At 53.9% G+C, this 18,442-nt stretch carries 19 protein-coding genes; 5 read left to right on the forward strand and 14 right to left on the reverse strand.

Annotated features, from left to right (window positions below; genetic code table 11):
* Positions 1-831 precede the first annotated feature (831 nt).
* Positions 832-2,214 (forward strand): ATP-dependent RNA helicase DbpA, encoded by a 1,383-nt coding sequence (gene dbpA / locus AFL22_RS19950; RefSeq protein WP_010255222.1) that lies wholly within the window; start codon positions 832-834, stop codon positions 2,212-2,214.
* A gap of 35 nt (positions 2,215-2,249) precedes the next feature.
* Here dbpA and AFL22_RS19955 read toward each other — a convergent pair whose 3' ends face one another.
* Positions 2,250-2,642: a NirD/YgiW/YdeI family stress tolerance protein gene (locus AFL22_RS19955; RefSeq protein WP_033779693.1), complete on the reverse strand. Its 393-nt coding sequence runs from the start codon at positions 2,640-2,642 to the stop codon at positions 2,250-2,252.
* Between the two features lie 167 nt (positions 2,643-2,809).
* Here AFL22_RS19955 and AFL22_RS19960 point away from each other — a divergent pair, with 167 nt between their 5' ends.
* From AFL22_RS19960 to AFL22_RS19965, 3 genes are all read left to right on the forward strand, one after another.
* Positions 2,810-3,772 carry a chemotaxis protein gene (locus tag AFL22_RS19960; protein ID WP_052272048.1) on the forward strand — a complete coding sequence of 321 codons (963 nt, stop codon included), beginning with the start codon at positions 2,810-2,812 and terminating at the stop codon, positions 3,770-3,772.
* A gap of 80 nt (positions 3,773-3,852) precedes the next feature.
* Positions 3,853-4,002, forward strand: coding sequence for a hypothetical protein (locus AFL22_RS24310; protein WP_197276793.1), 150 nt, complete (start codon positions 3,853-3,855; stop codon positions 4,000-4,002).
* A 298-nt stretch (positions 4,003-4,300) separates the two neighbouring features.
* On the forward strand, positions 4,301-5,878 hold the full coding sequence (locus tag AFL22_RS19965) for a methyl-accepting chemotaxis protein (RefSeq protein ID WP_010255214.1): 1,578 nt from the start codon (positions 4,301-4,303) through the stop codon (positions 5,876-5,878).
* Between the two features lie 302 nt (positions 5,879-6,180).
* Here the strand turns inward: AFL22_RS19965 and AFL22_RS24580 are convergent, their stop codons facing one another.
* From AFL22_RS24580 to proB, 10 genes are all read right to left on the reverse strand, one after another.
* Positions 6,181-6,351, reverse strand: a complete 171-nt coding sequence (locus AFL22_RS24580) for a cold-shock protein (RefSeq protein ID WP_085978710.1) — start codon at positions 6,349-6,351, stop codon at positions 6,181-6,183.
* A 3-nt stretch (positions 6,352-6,354) separates the two neighbouring features.
* Positions 6,355-6,567: a cold-shock protein gene (locus tag AFL22_RS19970; RefSeq protein ID WP_003854408.1), complete on the reverse strand. Its 213-nt coding sequence runs from the start codon at positions 6,565-6,567 to the stop codon at positions 6,355-6,357.
* A 381-nt stretch (positions 6,568-6,948) separates the two neighbouring features.
* Positions 6,949-8,703 carry a glycosyl hydrolase family 28-related protein gene (locus AFL22_RS19975; protein ID WP_033779695.1) on the reverse strand — a complete coding sequence of 585 codons (1,755 nt, stop codon included), beginning with the start codon at positions 8,701-8,703 and terminating at the stop codon, positions 6,949-6,951.
* A 203-nt stretch (positions 8,704-8,906) separates the two neighbouring features.
* A complete protein-coding gene (locus tag AFL22_RS19980) occupies positions 8,907-9,200 on the reverse strand; it encodes a hypothetical protein (protein WP_010255207.1) in 294 nt (97 codons plus the stop codon).
* Positions 9,197-9,544: a hypothetical protein gene (locus AFL22_RS19985; RefSeq protein WP_010255205.1), complete on the reverse strand. Its 348-nt coding sequence runs from the start codon at positions 9,542-9,544 to the stop codon at positions 9,197-9,199. The genes AFL22_RS19980 and AFL22_RS19985 overlap by 4 nt, the downstream gene beginning before the upstream one ends.
* Positions 9,541-10,008, reverse strand: a complete 468-nt coding sequence (locus AFL22_RS19990; RefSeq protein ID WP_010255203.1) for a glycoside hydrolase family protein — start codon at positions 10,006-10,008, stop codon at positions 9,541-9,543. The genes AFL22_RS19985 and AFL22_RS19990 overlap by 4 nt, the downstream gene beginning before the upstream one ends.
* A 204-nt stretch (positions 10,009-10,212) precedes the next feature.
* Entirely contained in the window at positions 10,213-10,491 is a 279-nt protein-coding gene (locus AFL22_RS24735) for a hypothetical protein (RefSeq protein WP_071785064.1), read from the reverse strand.
* 423 nt (positions 10,492-10,914) lie between these two features.
* Positions 10,915-11,646 carry a S24 family peptidase gene (locus AFL22_RS20000; protein ID WP_010255201.1) on the reverse strand — a complete coding sequence of 244 codons (732 nt, stop codon included), beginning with the start codon at positions 11,644-11,646 and terminating at the stop codon, positions 10,915-10,917.
* A gap of 360 nt (positions 11,647-12,006) precedes the next feature.
* A complete protein-coding gene (proA, locus tag AFL22_RS20005) occupies positions 12,007-13,260 on the reverse strand; it encodes a glutamate-5-semialdehyde dehydrogenase (RefSeq protein WP_052272049.1) in 1,254 nt (417 codons plus the stop codon).
* Positions 13,261-13,270: 10 nt separating this feature from the next.
* On the reverse strand, positions 13,271-14,374 hold the full coding sequence (gene proB, locus AFL22_RS20010; RefSeq protein ID WP_010255198.1) for a glutamate 5-kinase: 1,104 nt from the start codon (positions 14,372-14,374) through the stop codon (positions 13,271-13,273).
* Positions 14,375-14,612: 238 nt separating this feature from the next.
* Here proB and ompC point away from each other — a divergent pair, with 238 nt between their 5' ends.
* Positions 14,613-15,725, forward strand: coding sequence for a porin OmpC (gene ompC, locus AFL22_RS20015; RefSeq protein WP_052272050.1), 1,113 nt, complete (start codon positions 14,613-14,615; stop codon positions 15,723-15,725).
* A gap of 333 nt (positions 15,726-16,058) precedes the next feature.
* On the opposite strand, the gene crl is transcribed toward ompC, so the two are convergent.
* The 3 genes from crl to gpt all read right to left on the reverse strand — a co-directional run bounded on the left by crl (position 16,059) and on the right by gpt (position 18,415).
* Positions 16,059-16,460 carry a sigma factor-binding protein Crl gene (gene crl, locus AFL22_RS20020; protein WP_003851176.1) on the reverse strand — a complete coding sequence of 134 codons (402 nt, stop codon included), beginning with the start codon at positions 16,458-16,460 and terminating at the stop codon, positions 16,059-16,061.
* Between the two features lie 132 nt (positions 16,461-16,592).
* Complete coding sequence (gene frsA, locus AFL22_RS20025; protein ID WP_033779697.1) at positions 16,593-17,840, reverse strand: esterase FrsA; 1,248 nt, start codon at positions 17,838-17,840, stop codon at positions 16,593-16,595.
* A gap of 116 nt (positions 17,841-17,956) precedes the next feature.
* A complete protein-coding gene (gpt, locus tag AFL22_RS20030) occupies positions 17,957-18,415 on the reverse strand; it encodes a xanthine phosphoribosyltransferase (protein WP_009091894.1) in 459 nt (152 codons plus the stop codon).
* Positions 18,416-18,442: the final 27 nt, after the last annotated feature.

The raw sequence follows: 18,442 nt of genomic DNA on the forward strand, positions 1-18,442 counted from the left end.
AGGGATGAGGTGCGTAATCGCCCGCGCTGAGCCTTCTCAGCAAATGCGGAGAGATCGAGCTGGCTCCGGCCCGGTTACAGACGACCACCTTACCTAAAGCGCCGGGAGCCAGTACCTGCTCCACAACGCAAACCCACTCCCCCAAAAACAACAGAGCCTCCACAAGGGAGGCTCTGCATTTACCTGAGCGGAGTGCGGGTTACGCGCTTTTGGCCCATTTATCATTCGACATTAGTTCCATTGCCAGCGCGTATAAGCGACGATCTTCCTGATCACAGGGCTCATCTTCCGCATAACACGCAATCATCGAAGCGATCTTATCAGCCGATAAGCTCTCTCCATGAACATGCAGTGTCAGTACGGCGCGGCCTACTATTTTAAGCACATTTTCATGTGGTCCCTGGATGCGATTACTCAATGCAAATACCCTCTACCGGTCGTTGTACCAGGAATATGGCGCGCTAAATATAAAGCAATTAGCTCAGGATTTTTATCGGCACCAGTGGTGATATTTTTTAATGATTAATTCTATTACTGGAGTAGTAGTTAAGGATTTATCTGATTAACAATGAAATAAATATTTAAAAACGGCCACTTATCAAATAATCGCTGGCCTCAAAAGATCCTCATCCTGGAACAATCACATTGAGTCGGGGTTAATCTATAAAAATAAACCACCTTTTTCCCGTAAACTTCAGTCTATTCCTAAGCCCTCTGACAGATATAGTTTCATACTGCTAACCATCGAGGTTCCCGTTGCTGTCAGGCGTGCTTTCTGCCAGACTTGCCCCGCAATAATGCCCTACACTTTCAGCCTCAGAGGCCGCGCCCGTGACCGCTTTTTCTACCCTCAATTCGCTTCCCGACAGCCAGCTCGAAAACCTGCGCGAGATGGGCTACACCAGCATGACGCCCGTGCAGGCCGCTACGCTGCCCGCCATTCTGCAGGGACGCGACGTGCGCGCGCAGGCGAAAACCGGCAGCGGTAAAACGGCTGCCTTTGGTATTGGTTTACTGCACCATATCGACAGCGCCCGCTTTCAGACCCAGGCACTCATTCTCTGTCCGACCCGTGAACTGGCGGATCAGGTAGGCAATGTGCTGCGCCAGCTGGCGCGCTTCACCCGCAACATCAAAGTTCTCACTCTGTGTGGAGGACAGCCGATGAGCGCACAGCGTGATTCGCTGGTGCATCCGCCCCATATCGTGGTCGGCACGCCGGGTCGTATCCTCGACCACATTAACCGCGAAAACCTCAAGCTGGACCAGCTCAGCACGCTGGTACTGGATGAAGCCGATCGGATGCTGGAGATGGGTTTCCTGAATGATATGGAAACGATCATTGAAGCGACGCCCGCTTCGCGCCAGACGCTGCTCTTTTCCGCCACCTGGCCAGACGGCATTACGGCCATCAGCACCCGCTTTCAGCGTGATGCGCTGAGCGTGGTGACAGAAGATGTCAGCGAACTGCCTTCAATCGATCAGCAGTTTTTCGAAGCCAGCCACAATGAAAAACTGGGTCTGCTGATAGCCCTGCTCAGCGATCGTCAGCCCTCATCCTGTGTGGTCTTCTGCAACACCAAACGTGAATGTGATGATGTCGCCGCGGCGCTTAACGCGCGTGATATCAGCGCCCTGCCCTTGCATGGCGATCTGGAGCAGCGCGATCGCGAACGCGTGTTGATCCGCTTCGCTAACGGCAGCGGTCGCGTGCTGGTCGCCACCGATGTCGCTGCACGCGGACTCGACATCAAATCGCTGGCGATGGTGGTTAACTATCAGCTCGCCTGGGACCCTGAAATTCACCTGCACCGTATTGGTCGTACGGCGCGTGCGGGCGAACATGGCGTCGCGGTCAGCCTGGTTGCTGCCGATGAGATGGCTCGTGCGCATGCGCTGGAAGATTTCCTGCAGCAGAAGCTGCCGTGGGTCTCTGCCAGCACGCTGAAAAAGGGCAGCAGCAAGCCGCTGCCTGCAGCTATGATGACCTTATGCATTGATGGTGGCCGTAAAGCCAAAATACGTCCGGGAGATATTCTGGGCGCGCTGACGGGTGAAGCGGGTTATCGTGCCGAGCAGATCGGCAAAATTGTCCTGACGCCGACCCATGCCTACGTGGCGATTGAGGCGAATCAGGCTAAAAATGCGCTGGTTAAACTCAAGCAGGGCAAAATCAAAGGCAAAACCTGCCGGGCGATTCTGCTGAAGGACTAAATAAAACGGGCGAGAAGATTATCTCGCCCGGTTTGTTACGGCTCTTCGATTTGGGTCACATGCAGCGTGGTTTTATCCCCTTTGCCCTGTACCTTGCCACTGACGCGTACTTTGTCTTCTGCGGTGTAGGTTTTACCACCAAAGGTCTTCTTCGGCGCGATAATCGGTAAGGTACCGGTGTTGTCACGGAACTGATACCGTTCGCCCTGCTCTTTCTTCAGGATGTAACCTTCCAGCGTCACATATCCGCCCTGACGGAAATCGCGGATCTGATCAATATGCGTCTGACCGGTATCTTCTGAACCTTTATAGCCGGCATCCTGCTTGTGTTGCGGTGGCGGCGTATCGCCCGCTTTGTATCCGCCCTCTTCGGCCGAAACACCCGCACTCATCATCACCAGCAACGACGCCAGAATCACTTTTTTCATTTCACACTCCTTTATTGGAAAGGTGTCCATGTTGAACCTTCAGGGTTAATCCTGGCACATTAATTGGCGTCCGTTTTATTTCACCCTTCTCTTCTCACCTTTTTTCGTTTGCTGCCGATAACCTGTTCACACCCTATTTCACCAGCTGCGTTAATGCAGAGGCAACCATGGATAATTTTCAGAAAGAGATCGATGAGAGAGCGAACCTCGCGTTATCGAACAAGTTTGAACTGCTGCTGTTTCGCTTAGGTTCCGACCAGCTGAAAGGCAAGTCTGAACTGTTTGGCATTAACGTCTTCAAGCTGCGTGAAATTGTGCCGATGCCCACTATCACCAAAGCTGCAGGCATGCGTTCGCCGCTGCTGGGTATGGCAAGTATTCGCGGCCAGTTCATTCCGGTCATCGACCTGCCTGCCGTGGCGGGTTGTGTGCCGGAAACCGGGCTTAACCTGCTGCTGGTTACCGAGTATGCCCGTAACACTCAGGCGTTTGCCGTAGAGTCAGTTGAGAACATTGTGCGTCTCGACTGGAGCCAGGTGCATACCGCTGAAGCCGGTATCGGCGGCCGCAACATTACCAGCATCGCCTGCCTGGACAGTGACAAGCAGAGCAACGAGCTGGCGATGGTGCTGGACGTTGAGCAAATCCTTTATGACATCATCCCATCGGTGCGCGGCGTCGAACCGGAAGCAGCCAGACCGCGTGCCTTCAACTACCGCCCAGGTGCGGTGGCGATTGTGGCAGAAGATTCCAAAGTCGCACGTCAGTTGCTGGAGCAGGGCCTGAAGAGTATGGGCATTCCGGCGCTGATGTTTAACACCGGTCTGGATGCCTGGGAAAAAATTAAATTGATGAGCCAGGAAGTGCAGGCTGCCGGCGAATCGATTCACGACAAAATCGCCCTGGTGCTGACCGATCTGGAAATGCCAGAGATGGATGGTTTTACGCTGACCCGCAACATCAAGCGTGACCCGATCCTCAAGGCTCTGCCGGTCGTGATTCACTCTTCACTCTCTGGCAGCGCCAACGAAGATCATGTGCGCAAAGTGGGTGCCGACGGTTATGTGGCGAAGTTTGAGTTGAATGAGCTGTCAGACGTGATTTTCAACGTTCTGGATACTGCCCGCTAAGCGAATGCGGGCCGCTAAGAATGCCCGGCACGCTTTTACTTTTTAGCCAGCAGAATGGCTGACCTGATCAGGAACCGACTATGCACATTGAAACCTTACCCGTTACGCCTGCACCTGCTACGCCTTCCCGTCAAAAGTTGCTGCGTGGCCGTTTACGCCAGCTGGCCTGGATTAGCGCCGTCACGTTAAGCGTCGCGTTCTGGACAGGCCTCTACTTCTTAGTTTTCTGAATCCATTCTTCCTTGTCTGGATCGGGCTGTCAGCATCACTGCTGACAGCCCTTTTTTTGTCTGTATTTCCTATGGTTATTACTTAACCCTTTCTGATGTTTTTTACTGACTATTTATTCACCCGGCGTTATTACTTAAAAATTATTAAAGGTACAACTTCGTGCTCCGATAACAGTATGCGCGAGATCACCTTTTTGCCTGCGGCTGTGACCACAGACATCAGCAAGGCACTGCGCACAACAGCAGGAAACCTGAGTGTTGCTAACAAATTGATTAATAATAAAACGGGGAAGAGAACATGTTCAGTATCAAGAATATGAAGGTGGGAATGCGGCTCGCAGCAGCCTTCGGTATTATTGTGACGTTACTGATAGTGATTGGCGTGACATCCATAACCAGGATTAACAGCATTAATACGGCGATCGCCTCGATCGTTGACGATCGTTATGTGAAAGTACGACTGGCATTTGATGTGCGCGATGGCGTCAACGATCAGATCAAATACCTGCGCGGCATGGTGATCGACACGACACGTCCGGAAATGAATGTGAAGCGTTATGGTCAGCTGGATGAAGCCACGCAACGCACCAACAGCGCAATGAAAAGGATCGAAGATATTCAGGTCACGCCGGTCGGCAAGAAAAAGATCGCCGGTCTGCTGGCCTCTTCCCAGGCTTTTGAGAAGGTTAAAGCAGAGCTGATCACCCTGGTGAAAGCGGGTGATTTTGAGGCTGCCAGCACCTATGTCCTGAAATCGATGACCGCCACCCAGAACAAATTCCTTCAGGATGCCGTGGATTTTGCCAACTCTCAGGACGCACAGTTGCGCAGTGAAGGTCAGGGTATTGTGGAAAATGGTCAGTCAGCTATCTCCATTACGCTGATTTTCTCCGCGCTGGCGATTCTGGCGTCTATTCTGCTGGGCTACTTCCTGACCCGTTCTATTGTGCGTCCGCTGGTTGCAGCGGTTGACGTTGCTGAACGCGTTGCCGCAGGCGATCTGAGTTCACAGATGCAGGTGACCTCACGTGATGAAACCGGTGTCCTGATGCAGGCGCTGCAACGGATGAACGATAACCTGCTGTCGATTGTGACCGAAGTGCGTACCGGCTCCGACACTATTGCGGTGGCCTCTAATCAGATCTCCAGCGGGAACCTTGATCTTTCGACCCGAACCGAACAGCAGGCCAGTTCGCTGGAAGAGACCGCCTCTGCCATGGAGCAGATGACGTCGACCGTGAAACACAATGCCGACAACGCGCGTGAAGCCAATCACCTGGTTTCAACCACTTCCAGCGTGGCGCGTGAAGGTGGCGTGGTAATGGAGCAGGTCATTGAGAAGATGGAAGCGATCGCCCTCTCCTCACGAAAAATTGTCGATATCATCAGCGTTATCGACTCCATCGCCTTCCAGACCAATATTCTCTCCCTGAACGCCGCGGTTGAAGCGGCACGCGCGGGTGAACAGGGTCGTGGCTTTGCGGTCGTGGCGAGTGAAGTGCGTAATCTGGCGCAGCGCTCAGCCTCAGCGGCCAAAGAGATTAAGGTACTGATTGAAGATTCCGTCGCTAAAGTCGATGAAGGCAGCAAGCTGGTGACACACGCCGGTTCAACTATCGGCGAAGTGGTGAACAGCGTGCAGAGCGTGGCAAACATCATGAGCGAAATCACCATTGCCAGCAGCGAGCAGAGCAGCGGCATCAATGAAATCAATCAGGCGATTACCCAGATGGAAGCGGTGACGCAGCAGAACGCCGCGCTGGTACAGGAAGCGTCAGCCGCCTCACAAGCGCTGCAGGATCAGGCAGAGCGTATGGCGCAGGCGATGAGCGTATTTAATACCGGCAAGCTCTCACTGCAACCCGTACTGCGTTAATCTCTCTCAACGGCCTGCTTCGGCGGGCCAGTTTAAGAATGATGACGATAAGAGCGGATAGGTTACAGGCAACAGAGCGGCTAGCGGTTAGCGGTTAGTGGTAAGTGGTAAGTGGTAAGTGGTAAGTGGTAAGCGTTATACAAGGGAATTGCAAATATACAGGGAAAGTGAAAGTAAACAGGCAGGTTACAAGAATAAAGCGTGAGGTTTGAGAAGGAGGAAACGCAGAAACAAAAAAGGCTGCCAGAGGCAGCCTTTTATTACTGTAAATGCAACAACGCTATAAAGCTCACTAGCCTTAATCAGAGAGCGCGAAGCTGGCTCTGAATTGCAATCCTTGCCAGGTTCACCTGAACCACGACAGATTTGCAGAAAATGCATTTCGCTCCATGCGGGTTGGCTCTTGTAACATCAAAATGTGATGTACGAAACTGTGAGCCACTACAGTGAGGACATTTAAAAGTAATTTTCAGTCCTTAGAGACCAACAACGTTCGCAGCAGCTGGGCCTTTGGCGCCATTTTCTACTGTGAATTCAACTTGCTGACCTTCATCTAATGAACGGAAATCGGTGCCCTGGATTGCAGAGAAATGTACGAATACATCTTTGCTGCCGTCTGCAGGAGAGATGAAACCGAAGCCTTTCTCTGCGTTAAACCATTTAACGGTACCGCGAATTTTGTTAGACATGCTTAAATCCTTAATATATCGAGCCTTCCGGCATACATAATGGCCTGAGAACAGATTTTAATCAGAACGTAAGAGAAGACTCAAAAAGAAGGGATGTCTCGCGACAAACTTAGAGATGAGAACTGCTTTGGTTACTTACTTTGATAGTGTCTGTTAATCAAACCGACGATTCATTAGGCCACACTTCTTAAAGTGACGCAAGCCGTAATTCAAATTAATCGCAATCAGCCCGTTGACGAGGATGAAGGCGAAAGGCTGTGTCAGGGAGACTGTCTGGCTTCACAGTGCAGCGGTGACTTTTCTGGCGACGTAAAAAGAAGCGGAGATAATGTCAGATCAAAAAAGGGCGAGGCCGGAGCCTCGCCCAAAACATGCCGATCATCAATCGTAGTAAGGAACCTTACGGTCAACGCCGTTGATATTGATCAGCACAAAACCGGTCGGAGCGGTCTTATTGGTCGGCGTACCCGCTGCGGTAGCCAGCGTAACCACCCCTTTTTCGTTGGCCCCGATGCCCGCCAGCCCGTTGTGCATGCCAAAACGTGCAGCGGGTTTCAGGTTGCTGATTTTGGTGATGTCCGTAACCACCGACATATCAGCCTGGAACAGCGAGCAGGAACCGGTATCGAAGCGGGTCGGACCCGTCGTCTTCAGGTTGAACATGGTTTCGCCGCTGTTCGCTCTCAGCTTGACCCAGATTACGGCATAGGTGGTCCCTACCCGGCCATAACGAATGTCCAGCACGGAAGGCTGACCCATATGGTAAGCATCCGCCCAGACCGTCTCCAGTCGCTGGAGGTTGATCAGGGTTTTACCTGTAGCTGGCATATTAACCGGTGAACCGGCAGTGCCGGAGGGCGTGGTCGCATCCGCTTTCCCGATCAGCTCCATTACCCATTGCTGGTTAGGCGCCGGGAAATAGAGCTGCCCCAGCCGATACCAGTTGTCGGTATCGGTGTTGTTCACCACTTTATAGCCGCTGTAGTAGCCGGCACGCAGCGAACCGGTCATGAAGGTGCCGTAGTTCTCATCCCGACGATAGCCATATTCGAAGGTCGATAACCACTTACTTCCGGCCAGATCATTGGTGATTTTCGCCCCCGCCTGCAGGTTGATATGACGCATCACCACGCGGGCATTATTGAGATTGAGCGGCGTGCCGCAATCTTCAATGTTGAGCGTTTCGATGTTCCAGCCGCCATCCGACAGATCTCCTGGGTTAGTCGTGTGCTCAATCCAGACGTTACGCATGAGCCCCTGTGTGACGCGTGGCATATAGAGCGTCGCGTCGCCATAGCCCGACTGGAAGTTGGCATTACACAGCTCAATGGCGGTTGAGTGGTCCCAGTTCCCCTTCGGTGTGTTTGACCAGCCGACATCAAACACCCGTGAAAAGGTATTGGAGCTGTAAATCTGATCGAACTTACTGTCGAGCGTATCCTGCAGCTTAAAGACGGTTCCCCCGGTACTTTGCGCCTTGAAGCAGAAGATATTGACGATCTGGCCTCCGACAATGGTATTTTCAAAGAACGGCTGCGTGTTACTGCACTGTTCAGGCGTGACGGTGACTTTGGCCGCGGTGTCGACAGTCCCGGCGTTAGCCTGTCCATGCCAGCAGATGCCTTTAATGACGATTCGACGCGCATTAACCTTAAACACGGTATTCGCGCTTTTATCAGAAACAATGGTGGTGCGCGGTGCCGAGCCGAGCTCGATATCATCGCCTGCCAGACCAAAAAACGACAACTCCGTATCGCTGATATCGATGGGTGAAATCAGGAAGCGACCCCCCGGAAAACGCACCGGAATGGCTTTCGCGTAGGCGTTGTAGGATTGTGTCCATGCCAGCATCCGCTTAAAGGCTTCAGTGTCATCGGTCACGCCATCCCCTTTCGCGCCAAAGTGCAGAATGTTCACTTCGGCGGGATCGTTGATGGTGCGCTTCCAGTAGAAACCGTTACCCACCGCCACCGTACCGCCATCATCTTTCAGCGGAGTGGTGCTGAGGAAACCAACAAAGTCTGCGCCGCCACGGAAGCTGGAGTCCTTATCGTAATAGCGTTTAAGGCTCGCGACTTCACCTGATTTTGGTGGAACAGTGGTACGCAGTTCAGCAAAAGAGTTAACTTCGATCATAGAATCCTCCTCAGGATCATAGAGATATCGCGCTGAAATCAGCGCACTACTTAGCCGCAGCCGGATGGCCGCAAAGGGAGTCCCACATGTCGTTGTGGGTGTTGATGGCGCGCACCGTACGAACGTCCATTTTTTGCGCGTCATCGCCGTAGGTATAAAGAGGGGAAAAAAGTACGCAGGCAGAGTCGGTGATCGCCACCGGCTCAGGGTTTGTGGTATTTCGACTGCTGCAGCTTGTCGCGAGCAGCAGCGTCATCAAGGCTATGGTTGTCAGTCGCCACACGGTTAGCCTCCTCGCGGTTATGTTGTTGCTGTTGCGCCACCGCGGTGACGCGGGACGCCTCCTGTTGCGCGTTATCGACGTCAGAACGCGCTTTTTGCTGCACTTTGCCGATTTTCTTGCCGCCGAAATAACTGGCGCCCAGCGCCGCGATGACCGCAGCCAGCGCGGCGATCCAGTGCCAGCTGCCGCCAAGTAAGGTGGTAATCAGAGTCATGGCTTCGCTCCTTCAGACTGCTCCTTCGCATTGAGCAGGTTTTTCTGACGAACAAATTGTGCAATCACCCCCATCGCCACCATGAAGGCGCCCACCAGCCCGAGGTAGTTGTGCGGCAGAATCGCTTTAACGTCTTCGGGCAGTGCACTCCAGGCATCAACGGCGGCCGAAGGAAACGACTGCGCCCAGGCGCTGAGCATGGAACCCAGCGACGCAAGCCAGACAGACCAGGTTTTGAAAAGCAGACGGGCATGAGAGACAAACTGGAGGGTGGTAAAGCGCTGCAGCAGCAGCAGAATGATGATTGCCGTCAGCACGGCGGTGAGAAACATGAGCCATCTCATAGCAACCCCCTGTAAACCGCATAGGTTCCGCTGCGCATCATCTCCGCGTGACGTCTGGCGCGGCCCGGCGTCTGACGGGCCCAGAGGCTGTTCATCATCGCGTCAGCCGCATCATTAAACTGTTCAGCCACGATTGCGCTGAGCATGTTTTTGAACTGCAGGACGCCCTCGACGCCCAGCTGATAAGCCATGCTCAGCAGCACGTCGGTGCGGGCGTCGTTGCACTTCGCCAGCGCATTACGCAGCAGCTCCCTGCCCTGCATCTCCTGAATTTTGTTTTCAAGAATGCACTGCTTCCAGACATCACCGACGCGCCGTGGCACGCGGAAAGCGTAATTACTCAGAGACGCCCCCTTGGGTCCAATGCGAATGCCACCGGCCACCGTGGGAAAGCCCAGCGTGTCGAGATAGGGCGTGTCGACATACCCCTCTTCAAAATTCAGTACTGCGATTATCTGGCTCATAACGACTCCTCAATGACGGGTTAAAGCAACTCAGCCTTGTGAAAAGAAATACATAACGCTCGCTGATCATTACTCAGCACGGCGCAGCAGAAGGCCTTACTGACCCTGCAGCAAAACTGAACAGTAATTCAGCAAATTGCGCCCAGTGAGAACTGGAGAAAGCGAAGAGTTAGCCGGAACGGAAAAATGCGTTTTCTGCGCGTTTCAGCTCACGGCGTAGAGATGAACGTGCGGAAGACAGCAATTGTCGAAACTGGGTGTTTCCTGACTGGTGACGCGGGGTGCAGTAATTGCGCGGTCAACGCGCGGGGCGACCTGACGCTGGCAGATTTGCTCTGCACGTCTCAGGGTGGGTGTTTCAGTTGGGAAGTTCAGGGCCTCGTCGATACTCTGTGTCAGGCTGCTGAGAGGTTGGCGCCGCCGGTGGCGACGAGTACGTGCGTTGCCTATAAAAACGCTTTTGCCATAGTGAATTATCGCCATAACTCCTCCTGTGAATGAGTCTTTGGCGATGGGGTGGCAGGCGCGAGCTTTCGGCGAACCGAACGGGCCCGAATGTCGCGTATCACGGTCGCACGCTTACCGCCCGGCTGCATTAGCAGTCAGGTGGAAAGTAAGCGAGGGGAAATAAACGGCATCTGACGACGCTGCATTTTGCGCATCCACCCCATCCCAAAGTTCACTAACTTTGGGGTGGTATGATTCGCGCTTGTGCAGCGCCTCAATTGTTTAAGAGCGGCTCGTCCCTGAAAGAACTGCTTCGTTCATCCATATCCAAATTATTAACAGGTTCTTATGCTTTATCAAACACTGTTGGTTAATTTTTTATTTACCGCTGGTTAAATTTATGAATTTATGCCGATTATTTTTTTTTCAGCCTTCCTGAAAAAACCGGCAGAAGTGGCCTTAACCGAGGATTTGATAATGTCGCGCCTGGCTCATGATCACTTTGGCCAGTACCTTCAGGCTGGTGACGTCATCATGATTGAGATACCAGGTTTCATAGCGCTTATTATCTGATATAACAGCAATTTTCTTATGCTGCAGCTGCAGGCGCTTGAGATAGAGCTGCTCATCGAGGGTGAAAATATAGATGCCGTCGCCGTCGAACATCCGCACGCTGATATCCACAAACAGCTGATCGCGCGGCGCAAAGGTGTCAGCCATGGAGTCACTGTTGATAGCGATTAACCGGATGTTTTCCGCCGGGCGCCCGTTGAACAGCACCCGCGCCTCATCCAGACCATATTCGATCGCCTGGATAGTCTCGACAAACTCATCACGCGCGGGCAGGCCTGCAGCACTTCGCTGACCAATGTCGAGGCTATCAATCCGAAACACATTCTTCTGACCGGTGAGCGCACTTAGCGTCACCGGTTCAGCAGGTTGTTCCATACCGTATTGCAGCCACTCAACCCTGACGCCCAGCAGCTGACTGAGAGCCAGTAAATTGCCGCCATCCGGCACTGACTGCGCGTTAAACCACTTCCACACTCCCGGCGTTGAAATCTTACAGCCTTGCTGCTGCAGAGCCCTGGCAACCTGTTTGTTTCGTCCATGTCCGGCAATGCCGGCACTCTCACAGGCCGCTATCAGCCTGGCGGTGAAAGCTTGTCTTGTACTTTCTTTTTTAACCATTAGTTAATAATCAGCCATAGAAGAGATACTGGATGTTATTTTCATTATTGCTACCAGTTCATTTTATATTACCGCTCGTTTACTACCTAACCGCTTTATCAAGCATTCCTGATAATCATTATCCGCTTCAGCCCGCGGCTGGACAAAAAATATTGCCTCAGGCCGCGTACAGCCCCGGCTTTCAGGAATGTTCCGTAAAAAATTGCGTGAATATCAGCCAGAATAATGGCCAGTAGTGACGAGACCGGAACGGAAATTAAGCTGATGCGCAGAAAACTCTATCTTTCACTGGACCGGAAAATGGAGCTAAAAAAAACGGGAGTCTCTGAAAGACTCCCGTTTTGTTAAAAATTATGGCAGTTATGGCCGGAGCGTATCGTCGCCCCATGCTATCCATTTATAGGTCGTCAGCGCCTCTAAACCCATCGGACCACGTGCATGCAGTTTCTGGGTACTGACCGCCACTTCGGCACCCAGGCCAAACTGTCCGCCATCGGTGAAGCGGGTGCTTGCGTTGACATAGACCGCTGAGGAGTCGACCTGACGGACAAAACGCGCGGCGTTGCGGGTATTACGGGTCAGGATGGCATCCGAGTGCTGCGTGCCGTGCGTACGAATATGATCGATCGCCTCATCCATATCCGCCACTAATTTGACGTTAAGATCCAGCGACAGCCACTCATCATTGTACTGCTGCGGATTCACCTGCGTGACCGATGCCGGGCCTTGCTGCAGTTGCGCCAGCACGTTGCTGTCAGCATGCAACGCGATCGCTTCCTGTGCCATACGCGTGCTGAAGGCGGGCAGGAAACGATCGGCAATCGCATGATCCACCAGCAGCGTCTCCAGTGAGTTACAGGCGCTGGGACGCTGTTTCTTGGCGTTGACGATCAGATCAAGTGCAGGTTCGATCTCCATCGTCTCATCAATATAGATATGACAAACGCCGATGCCGCCGGTGATCACCGGAATAGTGGAGTTTTCCCGGCACAGCTTGTGCAGCCCGGCTCCGCCACGCGGGATCAGCATATCGACGTAGCGATCCAGCTTCAGTAGCTGATTCACCAGCTCGCGATCCGGATTTTCGATCGCCTGAACGATCGCCGCAGGCAGACCGTGCTGTTTGAGCGCGTTCTGGATCACTCGTACCGTAGCCGCATTGGTGCGCCAGGTCTCTTTACCGCCGCGCAGAATGGCGGCGTTGCCGGTTTTCAGGCACAGAGTGGCGACGTCCACCGTGACATTGGGACGCGCCTCGTAGATTACGGCCACCACGCCCAGCGGCACGCGACGACGCTCAATGCGCAGCCCGCTGTCGAGCTGACCGCCGTCAATTAGCTGTCCAACCGGATCGGCCAGCTGGCAGACCTGGCGCACATCGCTGGCGATGCTGCCGAGGCGTTGCGGATTGAGTGTCAGCCGGTCCAGCAGCGCGGCGCTCATGCCGTTCTGACGCGCATCGGCTAAATCCAGCTCATTGGCCGCCAGAATGTCTGCGCTTTCCGCCTCCAGACGGTCGGCAATGGTCATCAGAACCTGATTTTTCTCTGCAGTCGACAGATCGGCCACGGTGTAAGCTGCGGCGCGCGCCGCTTTTCCCATCTCTTCAAGCATTGTCCGCTCCTTAACTGACGATCATGTCGTCGCGGTGAACCGCCACCGGGCCATATTCATAGCCCAGGATTTCGCTGATCTGCTGGCTGTGATGACCGGCAATCATCCGCATCGCGTCGCTGTTGTAGCGTGAAACACCATGCGCGATATCCCTGCCCTGCAAACTGCGGATACGGATCACTTCTCCACGCGAGAAATTCCCCTGGATAGCACGGATCCCTTTCGGCAGCAGCGAACTGCCGCGTTCAATAATTGCTGCCAGCGCACCATCATCGACGGTGAGTTCACCTGCCGGAGGCGCACCGAAAATCCAGCGTTTACGATTTTCCAGCGGCGATTGCTGCGCATGAAAGCGCGTACCGACCGGCTTGCCGTCAATAACATCGCTGATCACGCCGCTGCGGCTGCCTGAGGCGATGATCACATCGATACCGGCGCGGCAGGCGACATCCGCCGCCTGAAGCTTGGTCGACATGCCACCGGTGCCGAGACCCGATACGCTGTCGCCCGCCAGGGCACGCAACGCATCATCGATCACATGGACATCACTAATCAGCTCAGCCTCAGGATTGTTACGCGGATCGGCGGTGAACAGTCCCTGCTGGTCGGTCAGCAGCAGCAGCTTGTCGGCACCGCCGAGCATCGCCGCCAGCGCCGAGAGATTGTCATTATCGCCCACTTTGATTTCAGCGGTGGCGACGGCATCGTTCTCATTGATCACCGGCACAATGTGGTTATCCAGCAGCGCGCGCAGCGTGTCGCGGGCATTCAGGAAGCGCTCGCGATCTTCCATGTCGGCACGGGTCAGCAACATCTGACCAATATGGATACCGTAGATTGAGAACAACTGTTCCCACAGCTGAATCAGACGGCTCTGCCCCACCGCAGCCAGCAGCTGCTTTGAGGCGATGGTGGGTGGCAGTTCGGGGTAACCCAGATGTTCGCGTCCGGCGGCCATCGCGCCAGAGGTCACAATCACAATGCGGTGGCCCGCCGCGTGCTGCTGCGCACACTGACGAACCAGTTCCACCATGTGCGCCCGATTCAACCGGCGGGAGCCGCCGGTGAGAACGCTGGTACCCAACTTGACCACTAAGGTCTGACTGCCACTCATATTTCCTGCCGTAGTGAAAAATTTTTACGAAAGGACGTTTTAACAGGAGTCGATAAGGAAGCCAACAGCCAGCGGGGGAAAAGCACGAATTTACGCGGACAAGGACGTAGACCAAAAGTTCAGGGTTAACAAGAAATCATGAAAAGTGTCATAAAAAGTTCATCGCCGACGGGTAAAAAGTCCGTGCTTTACAAAAACTTTCATTTTTTTACGGCGTTCACATTGGGATTGATAGCAAATGAAGAAAAGCACACTGGCCATGATCCTCTCCACGCTGACGCTGGCATCCGCCGCGCAGGCTGCCGAAATCTATAACAAAGATGGCAACAAACTGGACTTATACGGCAAAGTTAAAGCTGAGCACTACATCAGCGATAATGCCAGCCAGGATGGAGACAAGTCCTATACCCGTATCGGCTTTAAGGGTCAGACACAGATTAACGACCTGATGGCCGGTTATGGTCAGTGGGAATATCAGTACAACGTCAATAACTCCGAAGGCAGCGACGCCAACAATGGCAACAAAACCCGCCTTGGGTTTGCCGGTCTGAAATTCTCGCAGTATGGTTCGGTCGATTACGGTCGTAACTACGGTGTGCTGTATGACGTTGAGGCCTGGACCGACGTGTTCCCGGAATTCGGCGGTGACGGTACAGCCCGTTCCGATAACTTTATGACTCAGCGTGCAACCGGTGTGGCGACTTACCGTAACAACAACTTCTTTGGTCTGGTCGATGGGCTGAAGTTTGCGTTGCAGTATCAGGGTAAAAACGACGCCACCAGCGCCAACACCCGCACCGACATCAACCGTCAGAATGGCGACGGCTACGGTGCCTCACTGGGCTATGCCCTGGGTGATTCCGGTGTGAGCCTGATGAGTGCCATCACCTCTTCTGACCGTACCAACCAGCAGCAGGCACGCGCCTATGGCGGCGGTGACCGTGCGGATTCCTGGGGTGCAGGCGTGAAGTATGATGCCAACAGCGTCTACCTGGCGGCGATCTATACCGATACCCGCAACATGACACCAATCAGCGGCACCAACCGTAACACCGGTGCTACCGTCGCGGGCGCAGCCAACAAAGCGCAGAACATCGAACTGGTGGCGCAGTATCAGTTTGATTTCGGCCTGCGTCCTTCTATTGGCTATGTACAGACCAAGGGCAAAGATATCGAAAACGGTATCGGCGATGCGGATCTGGTGAAATATATCGACGTGGGCGCGACCTACTACTTCAACAAAAATATGTCCGCCTTCGTTGATTACAAAATCAACCAGCTGGATGATGACAACGCGCTGTCGATTAACAACGATGACGTGGTCGCGATGGGTGTGACTTACCAGTTCTGATTTCAGGCTAATGCCGCACAGCATAAGTTACAGAATGTGTGAGCATGAAAAAGGGCGCGTTTTTCAACGCGCCCTTTGCTTGTTAACAGCATCTGGCCCGCTCTGCTATGAGATCGAGCTGGCGCAGGGAACACGGTCAGATCGGAAAGACGCAAAAGACGTCATCCTTGACAGGCTCGGCCCGCGCCGTCCCTGGCGCGGGACGCTTTCCTCTTCTGCCCGTGTTCCCTGCGTGTTGAGCTTATTCGTTGCTGCCAGATTCACCCTACTTGAGATTTGTCAGCAGTTTGTGGGCAAGCGTTTTAACTCACCCTTTAATCTCTCAACACCCAATCAGGCACTCAGCTTCACCGGTTTCTCATCGAAATCGCTGGCCGGAATCAGATCCAGCTCGAACTCTTTCAGCATCGCTTTCAGACGGGTATGGAAATTCCGTAAGGTCTCTTCCACGCGCGCCGTATTCTCTTTGCCTTTGATGGTTGCCACCGACCAGTCACCCTCTTTATCGAACAGACCGATATGGTAGACATAGGTAAAGTGGTCAGCCTGCGCTTCCAGCTCCATCCACCAGCCCCAGAACTCACGCAGTTCCGGTGCCGGTTTCACATTAACGCAGGCAGCCAGGCAGTCGAAAAAGAACCGGGTTTCGCCACATTTCCCATCGCGAATATAAGGCCCAAGCTCCGTAAAGCGCTTAAGCAGGCGACTGCGGGGATGACCACTTGGTAACGTCATGCTGAATCTCCATAGATTTTGACCGCTATACAGCCTTGATTTTCCGGACGGCCAGGGGATGTCATGTTTCGCTTAACGGCAGCCCGGAAGAATTCCGCTACTAGTTGTAGCAAATACTGTAAATTTTGCCAGTTACCTTTTTAAACGCTTCTCCAGCCAGTCGCAAATTTCATTCAGCGCCTTGTCGAAACTGGCCATCATCGGCTTCACGGGAATCAGCAACGCCTTACCGTCTGACGAAGAGTTAGCGATCAGCTTGCTCTCCTCTTCCGGGCTGAAAAGATCGTTTTGCCAGTAGCCCGACAGCATGGGTGTCGGCGTCCGGCGGCCCAGCAATCCCTGAGTTTTCAGCGAATATCGATTGAGTTCGGTACGCAGCGCACTGTCAGAAGCGGTTGCCATGCCCAGCCGGCTCGCCAGCATATCCATATACATATCCGGGATCTCATCCTGCAACGCTGTCTGCGTCAGCAGCGCATGCACAATCGGGCCAAGACAGGCGACCCCACGCAGCCGCTGCGATTCCAGATAGGCCAGTCGTACGGCCACGTTAGCGCCAAAGCGATAACCAAACGCCGCCACGCGGGTATGGTCGATCCAGGGCACGTTTTTCAGATCGCGCAGCACCTGCTGATGCAGAAAGCTGGTGTCCTGATTTAGCGTCCATTTCACCGAGTTGCCTACCGACGGCACATCAATGGTCAGCATGGCGATGCCGCGCGGTGCAAGGTAATCATGGAACAGGCGATAGTGATCGCTCTGTAATGAGTCGAGCGCGCCACAGAACAGCACGGTGGGATAAGGCGCTTCAACGTCAGGCGGCATGTGCAGAAAGCCGTTAACCGGGCTGCCACCCTGAATGGCGAACGTCAGCGGTTTCAGCTCGCCCGGCAGGCGTTGAGTCGCCTCTTCATAGGCGCGGTTCGCCAGCGTCTGCGCCTGGTCGGCCAGCTCATCCCCTTTTATATAGGGATAGGCCGCAACGCTGTAGAGATGCGCCGCGTGCAGCCAGTAGTCGCCCGCCTCGCTGTCGTCGGTGGCCTCCAGCGCTTTCTGCTGCCAGATACCCGCCTGTTTACACCATTCGAAATGCCAGTTGCCGCCGCGAAAACCGATTACAGTGTCGAGCAGCGTCTCATCCGTATGTTCAACATTGCTGATGGCAATCCGAGCCAGCACTTCGCTGATCTCCTGCGGCGTCAGGCCACGCCATGTCCACATCAGCTTATTCAGCATACGATACCAGCCACGCTGGCTGTCACCATCCAGGGCTGAGTGGACATCCGAAGTAGCATGATGGTGGCGGCGAACCAGGGTTGAGGTTTCAGGATGTTTAAAGCGCGGTTTGAACAACTCCTCGCTGAGATTTTTGCTCGACATACTCACTTCTCCTGCAACAGAAACGGCGATGGCTAAGTGTACTGTACGGCAATTCGGGGTGCGAGGCACAGAAAGCACAACGCCCGGAAAACCGGGCGTTGTCTGATGCATATCAATCAGCTTTTAACAATCGGCGGGATGTAGACCACGCCCATATCCCACGGCTGCTCGATCCAGGTATCCTGCGGAATATCGACAATATAGTCATCAACCAGTGAGCGACCGGCCGGTTTAGCGAAAATGGTGCAGAAACGCGCTTTCGGGTACATCTCGCGAATCGCCTGGGCGGTGCCGCCGGTATCCACCAGGTCATCGATCACGATAAAGCCTTCACCGTCGCCTTCTGCGCGCTTCAGAACTTTCATTTCGCGCTGATGATCGTGGTCATAGCTGGAGATGCAGACGGTATCGACGTAGCGGATACCCAGTTCACGTGCCAGCAGCGAAGCCGGTACCAGACCGCCGCGGCTCACCGCGATAATGCCTTTCCACTGTTCAACAGGAAGCAGGCGCTGGGCCAGTTTACGGGCATGAATCTGAAGCATGTCCCAGGTAACGACGTATTTTTCGCTCATAGAATAGAAATCCCAGCCAACCGAGGT

The organism is Pantoea sp. CFSAN033090 (assembly GCF_001264395.1).
Taxonomy (GTDB): Bacteria; Pseudomonadota; Gammaproteobacteria; order Enterobacterales; family Enterobacteriaceae; genus Pantoea; species Pantoea agglomerans.

What these genes read in the sequence shown, in the direction of transcription:
- AFL22_RS24310 (WP_197276793.1), top strand. Translation starts at nt 3,853, where the DNA reads ATGCACATTGAAACCTTACCCGTTACGCCTGCACCTGCTACGCCTTCC.
- frsA (WP_033779697.1), bottom strand. Translation starts at nt 17,840, where the DNA reads ATGTCGAGCAAAAATCTCAGCGAGGAGTTGTTCAAACCGCGCTTTAAA.
- AFL22_RS19980 (WP_010255207.1), bottom strand. Translation starts at nt 9,200, where the DNA reads ATGACTCTGATTACCACCTTACTTGGCGGCAGCTGGCACTGGATCGCC.
- proB (WP_010255198.1), bottom strand. Translation starts at nt 14,374, where the DNA reads ATGAGTGGCAGTCAGACCTTAGTGGTCAAGTTGGGTACCAGCGTTCTC.
- AFL22_RS20000 (WP_010255201.1), bottom strand. Translation starts at nt 11,646, where the DNA reads ATGGTTAAAAAAGAAAGTACAAGACAAGCTTTCACCGCCAGGCTGATA.
- AFL22_RS19965 (WP_010255214.1), top strand. Translation starts at nt 4,301, where the DNA reads ATGTTCAGTATCAAGAATATGAAGGTGGGAATGCGGCTCGCAGCAGCC.
- ompC (WP_052272050.1), top strand. Translation starts at nt 14,613, where the DNA reads ATGAAGAAAAGCACACTGGCCATGATCCTCTCCACGCTGACGCTGGCA.
- AFL22_RS19990 (WP_010255203.1), bottom strand. Translation starts at nt 10,008, where the DNA reads ATGAGCCAGATAATCGCAGTACTGAATTTTGAAGAGGGGTATGTCGAC.
- proA (WP_052272049.1), bottom strand. Translation starts at nt 13,260, where the DNA reads ATGCTTGAAGAGATGGGAAAAGCGGCGCGCGCCGCAGCTTACACCGTG.
- crl (WP_003851176.1), bottom strand. Translation starts at nt 16,460, where the DNA reads ATGACGTTACCAAGTGGTCATCCCCGCAGTCGCCTGCTTAAGCGCTTT.
- AFL22_RS19960 (WP_052272048.1), top strand. Translation starts at nt 2,810, where the DNA reads ATGGATAATTTTCAGAAAGAGATCGATGAGAGAGCGAACCTCGCGTTA.
- AFL22_RS24735 (WP_071785064.1), bottom strand. Translation starts at nt 10,491, where the DNA reads ATGGCGATAATTCACTATGGCAAAAGCGTTTTTATAGGCAACGCACGT.
- AFL22_RS19955 (WP_033779693.1), bottom strand. Translation starts at nt 2,642, where the DNA reads ATGAAAAAAGTGATTCTGGCGTCGTTGCTGGTGATGATGAGTGCGGGT.
- AFL22_RS19975 (WP_033779695.1), bottom strand. Translation starts at nt 8,703, where the DNA reads ATGATCGAAGTTAACTCTTTTGCTGAACTGCGTACCACTGTTCCACCA.
- AFL22_RS19985 (WP_010255205.1), bottom strand. Translation starts at nt 9,544, where the DNA reads ATGAGATGGCTCATGTTTCTCACCGCCGTGCTGACGGCAATCATCATT.
- AFL22_RS19970 (WP_003854408.1), bottom strand. Translation starts at nt 6,567, where the DNA reads ATGTCTAACAAAATTCGCGGTACCGTTAAATGGTTTAACGCAGAGAAA.
- gpt (WP_009091894.1), bottom strand. Translation starts at nt 18,415, where the DNA reads ATGAGCGAAAAATACGTCGTTACCTGGGACATGCTTCAGATTCATGCC.